We start from the raw sequence: 18,041 nt of genomic DNA on the forward strand, positions 1-18,041 counted from the left end.
ACGCGTCGCTGCGCCCTCCAGGGCGATCAGTGTTTTTTGTGACGCGAAACGCGACGAACCTGCAGGCCGGACTGCGCGTGGACGTATGCGGCGCTGTCGGTCGGTCAGTGGGCGCGCAGCGCGCGCACTCGCCGCGACTTCGGCAAGCTGCAGCGTGTGCCGCAAACCGCCCCTGCCCCGCGGTCGCTCGCATCGCAGCTATGCCGCACCGCCGGCCCGACCCCAAGCCCACGCCGCGCAAGGCCGGTGCTTCGCGGCCGCTCCCGCCCGCGCAGGCCCGGATTCGCACCCGATTCATGCCCGAAGCCCCCACCACGCCCCCATTCGGCGATCATGTCGCTTTGGGCCGCCCGCCGCGACGCCGTGCGCCGCCGCGCCGGCCAGAATAAAACTCCAGGATTTTCAATGCGTTCCAGCGACAAAGCCGTCGATAGCAAGGCCGTGGACGGCCACACCCCGTTGATGAAGCAGTTCTTCGCCGCCAAGGCCGAGCACCCGGACGTGCTGCTGTTCTTCCGCATGGGCGACTTCTACGAGCTGTTCTACGACGACGCCCGCAAGGCCGCGCGCCTGCTCGACATCACCCTGACCCAGCGCGGCAACTCGGCCGGCCAGCCGATCCCGATGGCGGGCGTGCCGCACCACTCGGCCGAGGGCTATCTGGCGCGCCTGGTCGCGCTGGGCGAATCGGTGGCGATCTGCGAGCAGATCGGCGACCCGGCCCTGGCCAAGGGCATCGTCGAGCGCAAGGTGGTGCGCATCGTCACCCCGGGCACGGTCACCGACGAGGCCCTGCTGCACGAACGCCGCGACACCCTGCTGCTGACCATCGCGCGCGGCAAGCACGGCTACGGCATCGCCTGGGCCGATTTGGCCGGCGGACGCTTCCTGGTCAACGAAGTGGCCAGCGAGGACGCGCTGGAAGCCGAGCTCGCGCGCCTGGAGCCGGCCGAGACCCTGATCGCCGACGAAGACGGCTGGGCGCCGTTCGTGTCCGAGCGCAGCGGCCTGCGCCGGCGCGCGCCCTGGCTGTTCGACGTCGACAGCGGCCGCCGCCAGCTGCTGCGTTTCTTCGGTCTGCACGATCTCAGCGGCTTCGGCCTGGAAGACCGCCCGCTGGCGATCGCCGCGGCGGCCGCGTTGTTGGGCTACGTCGAGGAAACCCAGAAGCAGCGCCTGCCGCACCTGACCTCGATCGCGGTCGAATCCGGCGACGGCGCGATCGCGATGAACGCCGCGACCCGCCGCCACCTCGAACTCGACAGCCGCATCGACGGCGACAGCCGCACCACCCTGCTGGGCGTGCTCGACAGCACGGTCACGCCGATGGGCGGGCGCTTGCTGCGGCGCTGGCTGCACCGCCCGCTGCGCGACCGCCCCACCCTGCGCCTGCGCCACCAGGCGGTGGCGACCCTGATCGATTCGCGCGCCGGCGACGGCGTGCGCGAACGCTTCCGCGCCCTCGGCGACCTCGAGCGCATCCTCTCGCGCATCGCCCTGCGCAGCGCGCGCCCGCGCGATCTGTCGACCCTGCGCGACGGCCTGGCCCTGCTGCCCGACGTGCGCGCCCTGCTGGCGCCGCTGGACGCGCCGCTGCTGGCCGAACTGGCCGCCGAACTGGGCGAGCACGCCGAGCACGCCCATCTGCTGGCCGCAGCGATCGTGCCGCAGCCGCCGGTGCTGGCGCGCGACGGCGGCGTGTTCGCCACCGGCTACGACGCCGAACTCGACGAACTGCGCACGCTGTCGACCAACGCCGACCAGTTCCTGGTCGACCTGGAAGCGCGCGAGCGCATCGCCAGCGGCATCCCCACCCTCAAGGTGGGCTACAACCGCGTCCACGGCTACTACCTGGAAGTCAGCAAGGCCCAGGCCGAGAAGGCGCCGACCCACTACACCCGCCGCCAGACCCTGAGCAACGCCGAGCGCTACATCACCGAGGAACTCAAGCAATTCGAGGACAAGGTGCTGTCGGCGCGCGAACGCTCGCTCAGCCGCGAGCGCCTGCTCTACGAACACCTGCTGGATGCGCTCAACGAGCGCCTGGCCCCGCTCAAGCGCTGCGCGGCCGCGTTGGCCGAACTCGACGTGCTGTGCGGCTTCGCCGAACGCGCGCAGGCGCTGGACTGGTCGCCGCCGGAACTGCGCGACGAACCCGGCCTGCGCATCGAGCGCGGCCGCCACCCGGTGGTCGAGGCCGTGCGCAGCGAGCCCTTCGAGCCCAACGACCTGATCCTGGACGAGGCCAACGGCCGCCGCATGCTGGTCATCACCGGCCCCAACATGGGCGGCAAATCGACCTACATGCGCCAGAACGCGCTGATCGTGCTGCTGGCCCACATCGGCAGCTTCGTGCCCGCCGCGCGCGCGGTGCTCGGCCCGATCGACCGCATCCTGACCCGTATCGGCGCCGGCGACGACCTCGCGCGCGGGCAGTCGACCTTCATGGTCGAGATGAGCGAGACCAGCTACATCCTGCATCACGCCAGCGACCAATCGCTGGTGCTGATGGACGAGATCGGCCGCGGCACCTCGACCTACGACGGCCTGGCCCTGGCCGAAGCCTGCGCGCGCCATCTGGCCGAGCGCAACCGCGCCTACACCCTGTTCGCCACCCACTACTTCGAACTCACCGCCCTGGCCGAACCCGGCAGCGGCATCGCCAACGTGCACCTGGACGCCGTCGAGCACGGCGAACAACTGGTGTTCATGCACGCGGTCAAGGACGGCCCGGCCGACCGCAGCTTCGGCCTGCAGGTGGCGGCGCTGGCCGGCCTGCCCAAGTCGGTGGTCAAGCAGGCGCGCGGGCGTCTGATCGAACTCGAACAGCAGGGCCGCGACACGCCCACGCCGTCCTTCGCCCAGGCCGCGCTGGATCAGCCGCAGCAGTTCGGCCTGTTCGCGCCGTCCTCGGCCGCGCTGGATGCCTTGGCCGCGGTCGACCCGGACGAACTGACGCCGAAGCAGGCGCTGGAGGCGCTGTACCGGATCAAGGCGCTGACCTGATCGCGCGCGCGCTGCGGAAGCGCGCACGCGACCGGCTAGACTTGCGGCCGGAACGGACACCGGAGCGAGCGTGGAAACCCTGCTATTCGTGGCCGGCCTGGTCGCCGGCCTGATCCTGGCGCGACTCTATCGCCCCGGCGCCGCGGCGGCGTCGGCGCCGCCCGTCGCCGCCACGGCGGACGCCGATGGCGCGACCGACCAAGCCGCCGCGCCACCGGCGTCCGAAGAGACACCCGATGGCACGCAGGAAACGCCGCAAGACCGGCTCGCGCGCCTGCTGCGCGAGGTCATGGTCCACGACGACCGCATCCAGCGCCCGCAGGACCTGATGGCGCAGGCCGAGTTCCAACAGGGCACCGACCTGCTCGCCAGCGCCGCCTTCGACGCGGCCGAACTGCTGCGCCAGGTGCCGGGCAACGGTTATGTGCTGCAGTCGATGGCGATACGCGCCGCCGGGCGTCGCGACGATGTCGCGCTCGAACCGCTGCTGGAACAGGCCGGCCAGCTGGGCGCCTATCCGCTGTACTTCCTGGTCGAGTTGCTGCGCGCGCGGCCCGACGCCGGCGAGCGCTTGTTGGCGCTGATGCGCCACGCCCAGCCCTGGTGGTGGGAGTTCGTGCCGCTGCGCCAGCAGTTGCGCGATTACCTGCAAGCGGCCGAAGGCGCCGCGCCGCCGGCCGCGCTGCCGGCGCTGGACGATCTCGACGAGGACGCGGTCGGGCACCTGCGCGACACCCTCAAGCGCTTCCAGTCGCCGCTGCTGGCGCCCCTGCAGGAGCAGGTCGAACGCGCCGTCGGCGCGCGTCGCGAGTCGCGTGTGCTGGGCGGTTTCGGACGCGTGAATCCGGCGCTCAAGCCGCGTACCCGCATCGTCCACGACGAACTGGCCGCGCAGCTGCAACGCCTGCACGAACTCTACGCCGGCGACGAAGCCGCCTCGGTGCTGGTGTCGGGCGAGCACGGCGTCGGCAAGAGCGTGTTGATCGACCTGCTGAGCGAGCGCCTGCGCAACGAGGGCTGGCTGGTGTTCGAGGCCTCGGCGGCCGAGGTGCTGGCCGGCCAGAGCTACATCGGCGAACTGGAAGAGCGCGTGCGCGAGATGCTCGGCGTGCTCAATCGCAAGCGCGCCCTGTGGCGGGTGTCCGAATTCGTCGACCTGCTCGCCAAGGGCGCGCATTCGCGCGACCCGCGCGGCCTGCTCGATCTGGTTCTGCCGGCGATCGAACGCGGCGAGCTGCGCCTGATCGGCGAAGTCACGCCGCGCCAGCTCGCGCAACTGCTGGTCGCGCGGCCGGTCATCAAGCACCACTTCCAGATCCTCGGCCTGGCGCCGCTGGACCCGGCCGCGATGGAGCCGGTGGCTCAGCGCTGGGCGCAGGCCGAGCGCGAACGCCAAGGCCGCGAGGTTGCCGACGCGCGCACCCTGACCGAGGCCGCGCGCATGGCCGCGCAGTACTTTCCCGAGCAACAGGAACCCGGCCGCCTGCTGCGCCTGCTCGACGACGCCCTGCAGGCCGCGACCGCAGCCGATCCGCCGACGCTGCCGCTGGATGCCGAACAGGTGCTGGCGACGATCGCGCGCCGCAGCGGCCTGCCCCTGGACGTGATCGACGACCGCCAGAGCCTGGACCTGGAGCGCCTGCGCGCGTTCTTCCGCACCCGCGTGATCGGCCAGGACGAGGCGGTGGACGCCCTGCTCGACCGCATCGCCATGCTCAAGGCCGGCCTGACCGACAACGGCCGCCCGATCGGCGTGTTCCTGTTCGCCGGGCCCACCGGCACCGGCAAGACCGAACTGGCCAAGGCGCTCAGCGAACTGCTGTTCGGCAGCGACGAGCGCCTGCTGCGCCTGGACATGAGCGAGTTCCAATCCGAGGACGCGGCCTGGCGCCTGACCGCCGACGAGGACGCCAACGGCGGCGTGCGCTCGCTCACCGCGCGCATCCGCGAGCAGCCGTTCTCGGTGCTGCTGCTGGACGAGTTCGAGAAGTCCCACCCCAAGGTCTGGGACCTGTTCCTGCAGGTGTTCGACGACGCCCGTCTCAGCGACCGCAGTGGCAACACCGTCGACTTCCGCCACAGCATCATCATCCTGACCAGCAACATCGGCTCGACCATCTCGCGCAACGCCGGGCCGGGCTTCACCTCGGCGCGCGGCGGCTATTCCAGGCTCGCCGTCGAAAAGGCGCTGTTCGAGACCTTCCGCCGCGAGTTCATCAACCGCATCGACCGGGTCGTGCTGTTCAACCCGCTCGATCGCAACCTGATGCGCGAGATCCTGCACAAGGAGCTGGACCGGGTGCTGACCCGGCGCGGCCTGCGCAATCGCGACTGGGCGGTGGAATGGGAGCCGTCGGCGATCGAGTTCCTGCTCGACAAGGGCTTCACCCCGGACCTGGGCGCGCGGCCGCTGCGGCGCGCGATCGAGCACTACCTGCTGGCCCCATTGGCGCGCAGCATCGTCGAACACCGCGCCCCACAGGGCGACCAGTTCCTGTTCGTGCGCAGCGCTGGCGACCGGCTCGACGTCGAATTCATCGATCCCGCGCCCGCGCTGACGACGCCGCCGCCCGGTGCGGACGCGTCGGCGCAGGCGCACGACGCCGGCGACCTGCGCGACCTGGTGTACGCGCCGCCCACCGACGCGGACGCGGTCGCGCGCCTGGACGCGCGCCTGGCCGAGCTGGAAGAGATCGTGCTGGACCCGTCATGGCGCGGCGAGCGCGAGGCCGACTACGCGCGCATGGCCGCGGCCGACTTCTGGAACTCGCCCGAGCGCCATGGCGTGCTGGACCGGATCGAGCGCCGCGACCGCATCGAAAGCGCGCTGGACACCGCGCTGCGCATGCATCAGCGCCTCGGCCGCGACGGCGGCAACGCCAGCTTCGCCCAGTCGCTGGCGCAGCTGCTGTTCCTGCTCGGGCTGGCGGTGGACGCGCTGCGCGCACAGCGCCCGCAGGACGCGCTGATCGAGATCGACGTCAGCGAATCCGCGCAGCAGCGCCACGGCGAGGAACTGCGCCTGTGGTGGCAGCGCGTGGTCGGCATGTACCAGGCCTGGGCGCAGCGCCGCAACATGCGCGTGCAGGTGCTGCGCGAAGATCCCGAACGCTGCAGCGCCTGGCTGGCGGTGAGCGGCTTCGGCGCGTTCGACCTGCTGGAGCCCGAGTCCGGCCTGCATGTTTACGAAGACAAGAGCGACGACAACACCCAGCGGCTGTCGGTACTGGTGCAGGTCGCGCCGGACCTGCCCGGCCGCGCGCGCCAGTCGCAGGGCGCGCCCGAGGGCGAACGCCGCATTTGCCGCCGCTATCGTCAGGCGCCCTCGCCGCTGGTGCGCGACAGCGTGCGCGGTTGGCGCAGCGGCCGTCTGGACCGGGTGCTGGACGGCGAGTTCGATGTGATCCAGGGCAGCTGAGCGCGACCCGCGAGCCGACGGCGCCACGCCGTCGGCTCCATCGGGCTCAGGGGTTGCCGCCGCCGGGGCATACCCGTCGGTAGGTGTGGGTCTTGGCAACCTGCTGCCCATCGGAGGACGTCACCGTTACCGTGGCGGTGTCCTGCCAATACATGCGCACGCTTCGGGTGGAGCCCGCCACCGGCACGAAGGTACCGGACCAGCTGTACTGATAGGGCGGCGACCCGCCGGCCGCCGTGGCGGTGAACATGACGTACTCCCTGCATGCGGATTCGGCCGTGGTGATCGCCACGCTCAGCGGCAGCGCGAACTCGTAAGCCACGCGATCGTCGAACAGCTGCGCCCAGCGCCCGTCGAAGCCGCCGTTGGCTGGGGTGTACCAGGCCCCCGTCAGCCAGGTCCCGGCTTCGTAGAGCTCGCGCGTATCGACCGCGCCGCTGTGGACGAAGAAATCGTGCTGGCGCCAGTAATTGTTCAAGGAGCCGAGGTCGCCGCTGGCATCGGCGCGGTTGCGGCCGTCGCCGCCGCGCCCCGCCCCCTCGTAACCTTTGAACTTGTCGGAGCCGGACACGATGTCGGCGTTGGTCTCCGCCGAATACGCGCCCATGAACCAATCCTTGCCCAGCACGCCATTGCGTCCATCGGTCTGGCTGGACGCGCTGCTGTCGCGCGAGCCCAGGTAGAAGCGCTGCAGTCCGGCCGGCACTTCGACCTGTCCGGCCTCGTCCAGCAGCGCGGTCTCCAGCAGCACGTCCTCGGTGGAATCGGCCGTCCAACTGATCGGCCACGTCGCTGCATCCCACTGGCCGCGGAAGACGTCGGCGATATCCTGCAGTTCGTAGGTGATGCGCTTCACCGCATACCAGGGCGTCTCGCCGTCCTGCCGGGAGGCCAACGAGGTGGCGTTTCCGTAGTGGATCGGCTGCGCGCCCCAAGCGCTTACCGCGGCGGCGGAGGCTTCCGGCACCCAGACGTAGTGCACCTTCTTGTCGCCATCGTTGGTGACGTCCACCTTCGCATTGCCCGCCGTCTGCGCCCAGGATTGGATCTGGGCATAGCTGTGCTGGACGAAATGCAATTCGTGGGCGGTGGCGCCGCCCGGATCCAGACCGCCGTCCTCGTCGGCCTGCCAAAGCAACACGTGCTTGCCGCTGGCGACGCTCATGAAATTCAAGTCGGGGCTGCCGGCGGCGCGCATGACATGGTCGTGGTGGCTGGTCACGGTGACATGGCCGACGGACTCGCCTAAGGCGCCCGGCGTACCGCCCACCCCGCGCACGCCGATCTCCACGCGCTCCCAATCGTGGATTTCGTTACCTTTCTTATCCACCGGGTGGTAGACGTGGTACAGCAGGATCAGGCCTTTTCCGCCACCGTCCGTGTATTCCACCAACGACGTATACAGGGTCGGGCGAATGCGCCACTGCTTGTAGTCGCCGCTAGCCGCAGCCGAGCCCGCGACGTACTGCGGCAGCAAGTTCACCCAGGTGTAACGATTGTTGGCGAAGTTGCCGTCGCGATCGAAGTCGTAGTTGCTGATCCAATCCCGCCCGGGTTTGCCGCCGTTCTCCTCCGAGCGCTGCAGGATCAACGGCGCGTAGTACTGCAGGTAGCTCTGCCGTTGCAGCGGACTCAAGCTCCAGACCTGCGCGGACGCGGGGCCGGCCGACAGCAGAACGCAGGCTATGGCCATCATCAGGGCATAGCCGTATCGACGCGCCCGTTCTATCCAGTTCCCGGTTCGCGCTCCGGGCGCCTCCGCCGCGTCGCTCCCGGCGGTGCGCATCGGCCGACTCCAGGCCGACGCGGCCGACCAGCGCCAGCGAATCTTGCCGCTCTTCATCTTCAATCCTCCGTTGATCGAATGGGGTGGCGCCGCGCGCACGGGCGCTGCCAGGACGATGCTAGAGACCTCGCGCGCCAAGCGGCGCGCCCGCGCGTACAAACAAACCGAAAGCTGCGCTTCGGACACAGTTCGCTGGCACCTGCCAGCCGTCCGGAGCGGGTCGCGATCCCATGACACGCCTATTCATAGTTAAAAGCTATCGAATACGTCGAAAGGATCGATTTCACACGGAGTAGCGGACCGCCGTACTGTCCAGGGGCGCCTGCGACTCCCCTCCCCCATAAAGGCGAGCGAACGATCGAAACGCCGACACATTCCTAAGCGAAGTTCGAACGGAGCCATCGACTATTCCGTTCGCGCATCGGCATCGCGCTTCCACCCTACCCAATCGTTGCGTCCGCACCGTCAACAGCGAAGAGGCAAATCACCCATGTCAAACGAAGCGAAGTGCCCGTTCAATCACACCGCTGGCGGCGGTACCTCGAACCGGGATTGGTGGCCTCATCAGGTCAGCCTCAAGGTCCTGCACCAGCAAACGCCGGCCTCCGATCCCATGGACCCGGACTTCGATTACGCCAAGGCCTTCAAGACCCTCGACCTGGCGGCGCTCAAGCGCGATCTCACCGCGCTGATGACCGACTCGCAGGAATGGTGGCCGGCCGACTTCGGCCATTACGGCCCCTTGTTCATCCGCATGGCCTGGCATAGCGCGGGCACCTACCGCACCATCGACGGCCGCGGCGGCGGCGGCGCCGGCCAACAGCGCTTCGCCCCGCTCAACAGCTGGCCGGACAACGGCAATCTCGACAAGGCGCGCCGCCTGCTGTGGCCGATCAAGCAAAAGTACGGCAACAAGATTTCCTGGGCCGACCTGATGATCCTCACCGGCAACGTCGCGCTGGAATCGATGGGCTTCAAGACCTTCGGTTTCGCCGGCGGCCGCGCCGACGTGTGGGAACCCGAGGAAGTGTATTGGGGCGCCGAAACCACCTGGCTGGGCGACCAACGCTATAGCGGCGACCGCAATCTGGAGAATCCGCTGGGCGCCGTGCAGATGGGCCTGATCTACGTCAATCCGCAGGGCCCGAACGGCAATCCCGATCCGGTCGCGGCCGCGCGCGACATCCGCGATACCTTCGCGCGCATGGCGATGGACGACGAAGAAACCGTCGCGCTGATCGCCGGCGGCCACACCTTCGGCAAGACCCACGGCGCCGGCCCGGAATCGCATGTCGGTCGCGAGCCTGAGGGCGGCGACATCGAGCAGCAGGGCCTGGGCTGGGCCAGCAGCTTCAACAGCGGCATTGCCGGCGACGCGATCACCAGCGGCCTGGACGTGACCTGGACCAGCAAGCCGACCCAGTGGAGCAACGAGTTCTTCGCCAACCTGTTCGGTTTCGAATGGGAGCTCAGCAAGAGCCCGGCCGGCGCGCACCAATGGATCGCGAAGGACGGCGCGGGCGCGGGCACGATTCCGGACGCGTTCGATGCCAACAAGCGCCGCGCCCCGACCATGCTGACCACCGACTTGTCGCTGCGCATGGACCCCGCCTACGAAAAGATCTCGCGGCGCTTCTTCGAAAACCCGGACCAGTTCGCCGATGCGTTCGCGCGCGCCTGGTTCAAACTCACCCACCGCGACATGGGCCCGCGCGCGCGCTACCTCGGCCCGGAAGTGCCGGCCGAAGAACTGATCTGGCAGGACCCGGTGCCGCCGGTCGACCATGCTTTGATCGACGATCAGGACGTGGCGACGCTCAAGGCCAAGATCCTGGCCAGCGGCGTGCCGATCTCGCAGTGGGTGTCCACCGCCTGGGCCGCGGCGTCCAGCTTCCGCGGCTCCGATAAGCGCGGTGGCGCCAACGGCGCGCGCATCCGCCTGGCGCCGCAAAAGGATTGGGAAGCCAATCAGCCCGCGCAACTGGCGCAGGTGCTGCAGACGCTGGAAGGCATCCAGCGCGACTTCAATGCCGCCCAGTCCGGCGGCAAGAAGGTGTCGCTGGCCGATCTGATCGTGCTGGCCGGTAGCGCCGGCGTCGAGCAGGCCGCGAAGAACGCCGGCTATCCGGTCCAGGTGCCTTTCAGCGCGGGCCGCACCGATGCCACCCAGGCGCAGACCGACGCGCATTCCTTCGCCGTGCTGGAACCGATCGCCGACGGCTTCCGCAACTACCTACAGGGCAAACCCAACGTGTCCAGCGAGGCCCTGCTGGTCGACAAGGCCCAGTTGCTGACGCTGACCGCGCCGGAGATGACGGCGTTGATCGGCGGTCTGCGCGTGCTCAACACCAACGTCGGCCAGACCCGGCACGGCGTGTTCACCCAGCGCGCCGACACCCTGAGCAACGACTTCTTCGTCAACCTGCTCGACATGGGCACGCAGTGGAAGGCGACCTCGGACGCCAAGGACGTGTTCGAAGGACGCGACCGCAAGACCGGCGAACTCAAGTGGACGGCGACCCGCGCCGATCTGATCTTCGGTTCGCATTCGCAGCTGCGCGCCCTGGCCGAGGTTTACGCCAGCTCGGACGCGCAGGAGAAGTTGGTCCACGACTTCGTGGCGGCCTGGACCAAGGTGATGAACCTGGACCGTTTCGATCTCGCGTAAGACCGGAGGCCGGACCGTCGGGCGCAGGCCCGACCGTTCGGCGCCGATGGCCGATCCGGCCCGCGCGCGTAGCCGTCAGTCCTGCGCGCGCGGTTCCGGCATCGGCGTCGCCCTGCAATCCCTGTGCACCTCACTGGCCCGGCGAGCGATCGCTGGGTCTTTTTTTCGCGTTTAGCCCGCGTATCCGTCGGCACCCAGCGCCAATGCCGCCGCGAGCACCGACAGGGGCAGTTGCGCCTGCTCGGGCTCGTCGTCCTCCAGGTGCCAGGCCGCCGACACGCCCTGCTGCGCCGCGATCCAGGCCAACAGCCGCGCGGGCGCCAGGCCGCTGGTCTCGGCGACCACCTGCAGGCGGCGTTCCAGGCGGCGCGGCAGCTCGCGCCCCAGTTGCAAGGGGTCGCCGAACAGGGTCGCGTGGTCGTAGCCGCGATCGCCGATCACGCGCTTGGGATCGATCGCCAACCAGCCGCGTTGCGGGCCGAAATCCAGCACGTTCTCGTGGTGCAGATCGCCGTGCAGCGGGACCGGATCGACCGTCGCTTGCAGCAGGCCTTCGGCGATCCGCCAAGCGCGCGCGTACAGCCCGCCGTGATCGCGCGCGGCCTGAGCCAGGGACTCGAAATACATCGACAGCGGTTGCAAGCCGTCCGGCGGCACGGCGGGGTGCGCGTGCAGGCGCCGCGCCACCTCGCACAGGATGCGGCAGGCCCGATCGTCGCGACCGTCCGAGGCCATCGCCAGCAGGGAGTCGCGACCGGTCGCACGCTCGATCAACAGCACGTGGCCCTCGCTGGCGAGCACGCGCGCGGCGCCATCGCCATCCCACCAGCGCGTCAACACGCCGCCCCAGCGCTCCTCCGGGTCGTAGGCCAGCTTGAGCATGGCCGGCGCCCCCGCGTGCAGCACCGGTTGCAAGGCGCTGGACGGGGTATCGAAGGCCGCGCCGTCGGCTTGCAGGCCCCAATGCCGGCGCCAAGGACGCAAGGCGGTGTCCGGATCCGGGCGGAGTTCGTCGTCGTGCAGGGCTGCGGGCGATTCGCTCATCGGGCTCGTACTCATCCTGGGTGCGGGGCGGCGTCGCGTTGCCGGCATTCGGCCTGGCCTGGGTTTGGCCGACACGCCGCGGGGGCTAGCGGATCCTGAGGCTTGCGGACACCTCGCCGCCATGCCGGATCCGGCGGCATCGCCGCGCGCGCCCCAGGGACTATGCACAGAGTTCGTGCCGGTTCGCGCAGACCTTGCGGCAGGCCCGCTCGCGGCAGCGGACCGGCGACGGGCGGTCGTCACCACGCTGGCGCGAAACGGCGCTAGGATCGGTTTCCAATTGCCAAAAGGACGCGCCCCCATGAGCTTGACCGACGACCTCCTCCGCCAACTTCAGGGCCAGCCGCTGGAGCAGATGAGCAGCCAGCTCGGCCTGTCGCAGTCGCAGACCGCGGGCGCGGTGTCGGCGGCGCTGCCGCTGCTGCTGGGCGCGCTGGGTCGCAACACCAGTCAGCCGCAAGGCGCCGAGGCTCTGTTCGGTGCGCTCCAGCGCGACCACGCCGGCGCCGCCAGCGGCCTGGACATCGGCAGCGTGCTGGGCGCGGTGCTCGGCGGCGGCGCTCCCAGCCGCCAGACCGACGGCGCCGGCATCCTCGGCCACATCTTCGGCGGCCGCGAGGACACCGCGGCCCAGGGCCTGGGCCAGGCCACCGGCCTCGGCGGCAGCCAGGCCAACACCCTGCTCAAGATCCTCGCCCCGATCGTGCTGTCGTACCTGGCCCAGCGCATGTTCTCCGGCGGCGGCCAGGCCGCGGCCTCGCCGCAGGCCCTGGGCAACGTGCTCGGCCAGGAACGCGAACGCATCCAGCAGGACAGCGGCGCCGGCGGCCTGCTCGGCGCGGTGCTGGACCAGGACGGCGACGGCCAGCTCGGTTTGGGCGACCTGCTCAAGATCGGCGGCGGCCTGCTGGGCGGCGGCGGCAATCGCTGAAGCCTGGATCATCCGGCACTCCCTCTGCGGCCGCGTTTCGACGCGGCCGCAGTCGTTTTGGGGTCGACTGGGATCGCATCGCGGCTGACGCCGCTCCCACACGAAGCGATCGTGCTGCTTCGGGGTAGGAGCGGCGCAAGCCGCGGCCGCGCAAGGCGATGACGGCGATAGTCGGCATGTGCGCGTCGCCGGCTCCGGCGGCGGCGCGCACCTATGCCGGCGGCGACTCGACATCCATAAGGCGCTAGCGCTGCCTACTGTGGGAGCGGCGTGAGCCGCGATCGCGCCATCTCAGCGGCGGCGCTGCTCACGCAATGCGACCGTCCCTCAGCGCGGGCTAGGCGCGCCCCTACAACGCGTCGATATCGCCCAGCGCGCGGATCAGCCGTCGCGCGCGTTTGTCGGGCTTGGTCTCGGGCGCCTGGTAGCCGTTGCGTTCGGCCACGCGCAAGGCGCGGGCCGCTTCGCGCGCGGCGCGCGAGGCCTCGGTTTCGGCGTACAGGGCCTGGGCGACGCTGGCGGGGCCGCGGGTGTCGCTGAGCGCGAGCACGTTGACCTCGAACAGTTCCTCGCCACGCGCGATGCGCAGCGCATCGCCCGCGCGCAGTGCGCGCGAGGCCTTGGCGCGTTGGCCGCCGACTTCGATCTTGCCGGTCTCGATGGCGCTGCGCGCGAGGCTGCGGGTCTTGTAGAAACGCGCCGCCCACAGCCACAGGTCCAGGCGCACGCTGGCGGTCGCGGGCGCCGCTTCGACGGTGGACGGTTTTTTCTCGGAATTCGTTTTCATCGGTATCACGAATGCGGCGCGCCCAGGATCACGCTAGGCATTGAAATTGCGGTGCTTCCAGGCTTTGCGTACTCGCCTCGCGTTGACCGAGCGCAGCGCGATCGCAGCGGGACGACTACGCGCAGGCGCAGATTCCGCGGAGGCTCAGATCTCTTCCAAGGCCAAGGTGAACACACCGGCTTCGCCCGCGTCGTAGGCCTCGCGCCAGATCCGGTAACCCTCCAGATCCTCATCGGTCACCGGCATCGAGCCGATCACCCGCGGTGCGGCTTCGGCCACGCGGCTGTCGACGATGGGAAAGTGACCGAGCAGCGGCAGGCCCTTGAGTTCGGCGACATCGTCCACGTGCTCGGCCAGGACTTCGTCGGCGGCGTTCACGTCGAACTTGCGCAGCGACATCGCCGCGCCGCCGTCGGGCAACGCGTCGATGCGCTGCACCCAGAAGAAACCCCAGAGGCCATCGCTGCGCTGGTAGGTGCAGATATCGCCTACGGACAAGTTCGATTGCATGCATGCGCTCCTGCGCGGACCCTTCGGGTACGGCATCGGCGATGCCTTGCGACCAATCTAGCGCATGGCGCCCGTCGGATAAAAGCTTGCGCCCGCATCGCGCGTCGCGGCGCTGGCAGGCACGATACGCGGCGCACCGGGCGCCCGGCGGAAATGCGACATCGCACACGCGGCATCGCAGTTGGACGCCGTGAACCACGCTTCGAAACGAGATGCCTCAAACGAAAACGGCCGCCTCGCGGCGGCCGTTTTCCACGCTGCGCGCGAGGCGCGCGACGCGGAATTACTCGGCGGCGTTCTTGGCGCGCGCGTAAGCGGCCAGGTCTTCCTTGATGCGCGCCTTCTTGCCTTCCAGGCCACGCAGGTAGTACAGCTTGCCCGAGCGGACCTTACCGCGGCGCTTGACGTCGACCGAGTCGATGATCGCGCTGTGGGTCTGGAACACGCGCTCGACGCCGAAGCCGTGCGAGATCTTGCGCACCGTGAACGAGGAGTTCAGGCCACCGTTCTTCTTCGCGATGACCACGCCTTCGTAGGCCTGGACGCGCTCACGGTTGCCTTCCTTGACCTTCACGTTGACGACGATGGTGTCGCCGGGGCCGAAGTCCGGCAGCTGGCGCTGGACCTGTTCGGCTTCGAAATTCTGCAGCAGGGTGTGGAGCGAGGGCTTGTTCATGGCACGGCCTGTTGGATTAGTTGTTGCGCGAGTGCACGTGGACCCGCGTCATGGCATGGATGGAGCAATGAAGCCGTGCATTATAACGGCCTTTTTCGTTGCGTGACTAGGGCTTAGCCGATTCGGCCTGCGCCGCCGGGTCCGCCCCGGCCTCCTCGCCCCCGGCCCGAGCCGGCCCGGATACCGCCGCGGCGGCCTGTTCGGCCCGATAGGCGGCCAACAGGGCGCGATCGTCCTTGGACAAGCCGGCTTCGTCCAGTAAATCGGGGCGCCGCTCGGCAGTCCGGCCCAGCGCCTGCTGGCGCCGCCAGCGCGCGATCCGGGCGTGGTTGCCGGACATCAGCACCTCCGGAACCGGGCCCAACTCGTGCTCGACCGGGCGGGTGTAGTGCGGGCAGTCCAGCAGGCCGTCGTCCTCGAAGCTGTCCTGGACCGCGGATTCGGCGTCGTTGAGCACGCCCTCGCGCAGGCGCGCGACCGCGTCCACCACCACCGCCGCGGCCAGCTCGCCGCCGGACAGGACGTAGTCGCCGATCGACAGCTCCTCGTCGACCTCGGCCCGGATCAGGCGCTCATCCACGCCCTCGTAGCGGCCGCACAGCAGGATCAGACGTTCGCTGGCGGCGAGTTCGCGGACCTTGGCCTGGGTCAGGCGCGCGCCCTGCGGGCTGAGATAGATCACCCGCGCCGGCGCCGGATCGGCCGCGCGCGCCGCGCGCAGGCTGGCGCGCAGCGGATCGATCAGCATCACCATGCCGGGACCGCCGCCGAACGGACGGTCGTCGACCCGGCGGTAATTGCCCTCGGCGTAGTCGCGCGGGTTCCAGCCCTGCAGCGACAGCAGCCCGCGCTCGGCCGCGCGCCCGACCACGCCGAAAGCCGCGCACTGGGCGACGAATTCGGGGAACAGGCTGACGACGTCGATACGCATAGGGCCAGGAACGAGCGGGTAGGAGTGAGGAACGAGAGTCAAAGCCTAAGTGGATCGGCGGGTCGGTAACGAGACCGGGAAAGAAAGCGCTCTCGCTCCTTTTTACTCTGCGCTCGTTCCTAGAACTCGGGATCCCAGTCCACCGTGACCACGCCGGCCTCGAAATCCACCGAGGTCACGTACTGCGGGATCACGAACGGAATCATGCGCTCGCGCTCGTCGTCGCGCGCGACCAGCACGTCGTTGGCGCCGGTGGCGAACAGATGCGACACGGTGCCCAGCTGGACACCGTCGACGGTGACCACGCGCAGGCCTTCCAGGTCGACCCAGTAGTACTCGCCCTCGCTGGGTGGCGGCAGGGCCGAACGCGGGACATAGATTTCGGTGCCGCGCAGGGCTTCGACGGCGTCGCGGTCGGCGACGTCGGGGAAACTGGCGACCAGATATTTGCCGCTTTCGCGGCCACGCACGCCCGACAGCTCGCGCTCGCGTCCTTGCGGGTCGCGCACGATCCAGGGCTGGTAGCGGAAGATGGCGCTGCGAGGCTCGGTCCAGGACTCGAGCTTGACCTCGCCGCGCACGCCGAAAGCGCTCAGCACCCTGCCCAGCAGGATGCGACGCGTGGATTCGGTCATTGCGATGCGGCCGTGAGGCGGTCGCCGCGCGCGCGAGGCGCGCGGCGAAGCGGCTTAGGCGGCCGGAGCGGCCTTGCCGGCCTGCTTGTAGAGGCCAGCGACCTTCTCGGTCAGCTGAGCGCCCTTGCTCACCCAATGCTCGACGCGAGCGATGTCGAGTTCGACGCGCTTCTCGTTGCCGGTGGCGACCGGGTTGTAGAAACCGACGCGCTCGATGTTGCGGCCGTCGCGGGCGCTGCGGCTGTCGGTGACGATGATGTGGTAGAACGGACGCTTCTTGGCGCCGCCACGAGTCAGGCGAATCTTGACCATCTTTACAGTTCCTGTGTTGCCCAGTCGCCGGATTGGCGAGGTAAGCCGGAAATTGTAGCCGATTCGTGGGCTTAGGCAAACTCGCCCCCGGCCTCCACGCGCCCAGGCGGCCCCGCCCGGCCCTGGCGCGGCGGCGGGCCCTCCCTGGCCACGCCGCCTGCCCCTGCCTGAATGGCCGTCCCTGGCCGGCCCCGCCTTCCGTGGCGGGGCCCGATAAGGCTTACAGCCCGTAGCGGATGCTGCCGCGCAGGGGCTTATCGGCGCCGTCGCAGAACTGCTCGAAGTCCACGTGGATCCCGATCAGGCGCCCATTGAGGGGGTCGTAACGCACGCCCTTGACCTCGACCTGGCCGCCGCTGATCCAGCTGCAGCGCCCCTGGCTCGGACGATCGAACACGAACAGGGCACTGGTGTCGGTGCCGATGGGCCAGGTGCCCGGCTGCAGCACGCCGCCGACCGGCGGCCTGAGCTTGGCGCGCCAGACGTCGCGCTGGCCGCTCACGGTGAAATCCATGTAGTTCGACTCTCCCAGCAAATGGAAGGTGCTGGTGTCGCCGAAGTAGCTCTTCTGCAGGCCCTGGCCGACCGGGTCGTCGCCGCCGCTGTCGAGCTTCACCGAGTACGGGGCCACGTTGTGCCGGATCACCGCCGCCAGCACCGGTGCGCTCGCGCTGCCGCAGCGTTGCAGCACCGTGGCCTCCAATGCCGCCACCCGCCCCTGCCGATCCAGTTCCAGCTGCTGGATATGGATCTCGCCCCACAGATCGTCGCAACGGCGACCGCCATTGGCCATGTACACGTAGGGCGCGCGGCCGGTACGCAAGGTGGGGTGCTCGGCGTCGTAGTAACGGCCCAGTTCGAACTTGCGCTGCGTCGGCGCCCCCACGGAGACGTACCAGTGGTCGTCGCCGCGCGCGACGGTCAGACGGATGGAGTGCGCGTCGGCCTCCATCGTCATCGTCGAGTCGGCATCGGTGTACACGGCGGACTGGCCCGCACCGACCGGATCGCCGGCCTGGCTGTGGATGGCAAACACCGTGTCCGCATGCGCGGAAGCGGCGAACAGACCCGCAAACGCGAGCGCGGCGGTGGTGCAACGGCGGAACATCTTCGTCATATGCGCTTCACTCCTTGATGATGGCCGCGCCGCCCTTACCCCGGAGCGACGCGGCCTGTGGCGAACCCGCCGGCCCTGGCGAGCCGGCGGCCAGTCGGTGGCGACTGCGCGGCGCGTTGCGGTCCTGCATCGCGCTGCAGGGATATGATCGCGTTCGCACGTCTCCGCCATTAAGACGGCGCGGCGCCGCCGGTCGGGCGACGCGCGGCGAACGCAATCG

At 69.5% G+C, this 18,041-nt stretch carries 13 protein-coding genes; 4 read left to right on the forward strand and 9 right to left on the reverse strand.

Annotated elements, in window-relative coordinates:
- Positions 1 to 405: 405 nt before the first annotated feature.
- Together mutS and ASD69_RS07455 are read left to right on the forward strand one after the other, a co-directional pair.
- Positions 406 to 3,006: a DNA mismatch repair protein MutS gene (gene mutS / locus ASD69_RS07450; RefSeq protein ID WP_056175779.1), complete on the forward strand. Its 2,601-nt coding sequence runs from the start codon at positions 406 to 408 to the stop codon at positions 3,004 to 3,006.
- Between the two features lie 70 nt (positions 3,007 to 3,076).
- Entirely contained in the window at positions 3,077 to 6,424 is a 3,348-nt protein-coding gene (locus ASD69_RS07455; protein ID WP_056175783.1) for an AAA family ATPase, read from the forward strand.
- Between the two features lie 46 nt (positions 6,425 to 6,470).
- Here ASD69_RS07455 and ASD69_RS07460 read toward each other — a convergent pair whose 3' ends face one another.
- Positions 6,471 to 8,120 carry a SprB repeat-containing protein gene (locus ASD69_RS07460; RefSeq protein WP_200943946.1) on the reverse strand — a complete coding sequence of 550 codons (1,650 nt, stop codon included), beginning with the start codon at positions 8,118 to 8,120 and terminating at the stop codon, positions 6,471 to 6,473.
- Positions 8,121 to 8,700: 580 nt separating this feature from the next.
- On the opposite strand from ASD69_RS07460, the gene katG reads away from it, so the two are divergent.
- Positions 8,701 to 10,878: a catalase/peroxidase HPI gene (gene katG / locus ASD69_RS07465; protein ID WP_056175786.1), complete on the forward strand. Its 2,178-nt coding sequence runs from the start codon at positions 8,701 to 8,703 to the stop codon at positions 10,876 to 10,878.
- A 171-nt stretch (positions 10,879 to 11,049) separates the two neighbouring features.
- Here katG and ASD69_RS07470 read toward each other — a convergent pair whose 3' ends face one another.
- Entirely contained in the window at positions 11,050 to 11,922 is an 873-nt protein-coding gene (locus ASD69_RS07470) for an aminoglycoside phosphotransferase family protein (protein WP_082576326.1), read from the reverse strand.
- A 301-nt stretch (positions 11,923 to 12,223) separates the two neighbouring features.
- Here ASD69_RS07470 and ASD69_RS07475 point away from each other — a divergent pair, with 301 nt between their 5' ends.
- Positions 12,224 to 12,853, forward strand: a complete 630-nt coding sequence (locus tag ASD69_RS07475; RefSeq protein WP_056175790.1) for a DUF937 domain-containing protein — start codon at positions 12,224 to 12,226, stop codon at positions 12,851 to 12,853.
- A 349-nt stretch (positions 12,854 to 13,202) separates the two neighbouring features.
- Here ASD69_RS07475 and ASD69_RS07480 read toward each other — a convergent pair whose 3' ends face one another.
- The 7 genes from ASD69_RS07480 to ASD69_RS07510 all read right to left on the reverse strand — a co-directional run bounded on the left by ASD69_RS07480 (position 13,203) and on the right by ASD69_RS07510 (position 17,821).
- A complete protein-coding gene (locus ASD69_RS07480; protein ID WP_056175793.1) occupies positions 13,203 to 13,640 on the reverse strand; it encodes an RNA-binding S4 domain-containing protein in 438 nt (145 codons plus the stop codon).
- Between the two features lie 144 nt (positions 13,641 to 13,784).
- A complete protein-coding gene (locus tag ASD69_RS07485; protein WP_056175796.1) occupies positions 13,785 to 14,150 on the reverse strand; it encodes a hypothetical protein in 366 nt (121 codons plus the stop codon).
- A 283-nt stretch (positions 14,151 to 14,433) separates the two neighbouring features.
- Positions 14,434 to 14,826 carry a 50S ribosomal protein L19 gene (gene rplS / locus ASD69_RS07490; RefSeq protein WP_056175799.1) on the reverse strand — a complete coding sequence of 131 codons (393 nt, stop codon included), beginning with the start codon at positions 14,824 to 14,826 and terminating at the stop codon, positions 14,434 to 14,436.
- A gap of 106 nt (positions 14,827 to 14,932) precedes the next feature.
- Complete coding sequence (gene trmD, locus ASD69_RS07495) at positions 14,933 to 15,757, reverse strand: tRNA (guanosine(37)-N1)-methyltransferase TrmD (RefSeq protein ID WP_056175804.1); 825 nt, start codon at positions 15,755 to 15,757, stop codon at positions 14,933 to 14,935.
- A gap of 119 nt (positions 15,758 to 15,876) precedes the next feature.
- Positions 15,877 to 16,392, reverse strand: a complete 516-nt coding sequence (gene rimM / locus ASD69_RS07500; RefSeq protein ID WP_056175806.1) for a ribosome maturation factor RimM — start codon at positions 16,390 to 16,392, stop codon at positions 15,877 to 15,879.
- A 54-nt stretch (positions 16,393 to 16,446) separates the two neighbouring features.
- Positions 16,447 to 16,704 carry a 30S ribosomal protein S16 gene (gene rpsP / locus ASD69_RS07505; RefSeq protein WP_056175808.1) on the reverse strand — a complete coding sequence of 86 codons (258 nt, stop codon included), beginning with the start codon at positions 16,702 to 16,704 and terminating at the stop codon, positions 16,447 to 16,449.
- Between the two features lie 220 nt (positions 16,705 to 16,924).
- Positions 16,925 to 17,821 carry a hypothetical protein gene (locus ASD69_RS07510; RefSeq protein ID WP_056175817.1) on the reverse strand — a complete coding sequence of 299 codons (897 nt, stop codon included), beginning with the start codon at positions 17,819 to 17,821 and terminating at the stop codon, positions 16,925 to 16,927.
- Between the last annotated feature and the right edge of the window lie 220 nt (positions 17,822 to 18,041).

This window comes from Lysobacter sp. Root604 (assembly GCF_001427505.1).
Classification (GTDB): Bacteria; Pseudomonadota; Gammaproteobacteria; order Xanthomonadales; family Xanthomonadaceae; genus Lysobacter.

Excerpts from the sequence above, each read along its gene's own strand:
- katG (WP_056175786.1), top strand. The coding sequence starts at position 8,701 with ATGTCAAACGAAGCGAAGTGCCCGTTCAATCACACCGCTGGCGGCGGT.
- rpsP (WP_056175808.1), bottom strand. The coding sequence starts at position 16,704 with ATGGTCAAGATTCGCCTGACTCGTGGCGGCGCCAAGAAGCGTCCGTTC.
- ASD69_RS07470 (WP_082576326.1), bottom strand. The coding sequence starts at position 11,922 with ATGAGCGAATCGCCCGCAGCCCTGCACGACGACGAACTCCGCCCGGAT.
- ASD69_RS07510 (WP_056175817.1), bottom strand. The coding sequence starts at position 17,821 with ATGACGAAGATGTTCCGCCGTTGCACCACCGCCGCGCTCGCGTTTGCG.
- trmD (WP_056175804.1), bottom strand. The coding sequence starts at position 15,757 with ATGCGTATCGACGTCGTCAGCCTGTTCCCCGAATTCGTCGCCCAGTGC.
- rplS (WP_056175799.1), bottom strand. The coding sequence starts at position 14,826 with ATGAACAAGCCCTCGCTCCACACCCTGCTGCAGAATTTCGAAGCCGAA.
- mutS (WP_056175779.1), top strand. The coding sequence starts at position 406 with ATGCGTTCCAGCGACAAAGCCGTCGATAGCAAGGCCGTGGACGGCCAC.
- ASD69_RS07475 (WP_056175790.1), top strand. The coding sequence starts at position 12,224 with ATGAGCTTGACCGACGACCTCCTCCGCCAACTTCAGGGCCAGCCGCTG.
- ASD69_RS07485 (WP_056175796.1), bottom strand. The coding sequence starts at position 14,150 with ATGCAATCGAACTTGTCCGTAGGCGATATCTGCACCTACCAGCGCAGC.
- ASD69_RS07460 (WP_200943946.1), bottom strand. The coding sequence starts at position 8,120 with ATGATGGCCATAGCCTGCGTTCTGCTGTCGGCCGGCCCCGCGTCCGCG.
- rimM (WP_056175806.1), bottom strand. The coding sequence starts at position 16,392 with ATGACCGAATCCACGCGTCGCATCCTGCTGGGCAGGGTGCTGAGCGCT.
- ASD69_RS07480 (WP_056175793.1), bottom strand. The coding sequence starts at position 13,640 with ATGAAAACGAATTCCGAGAAAAAACCGTCCACCGTCGAAGCGGCGCCC.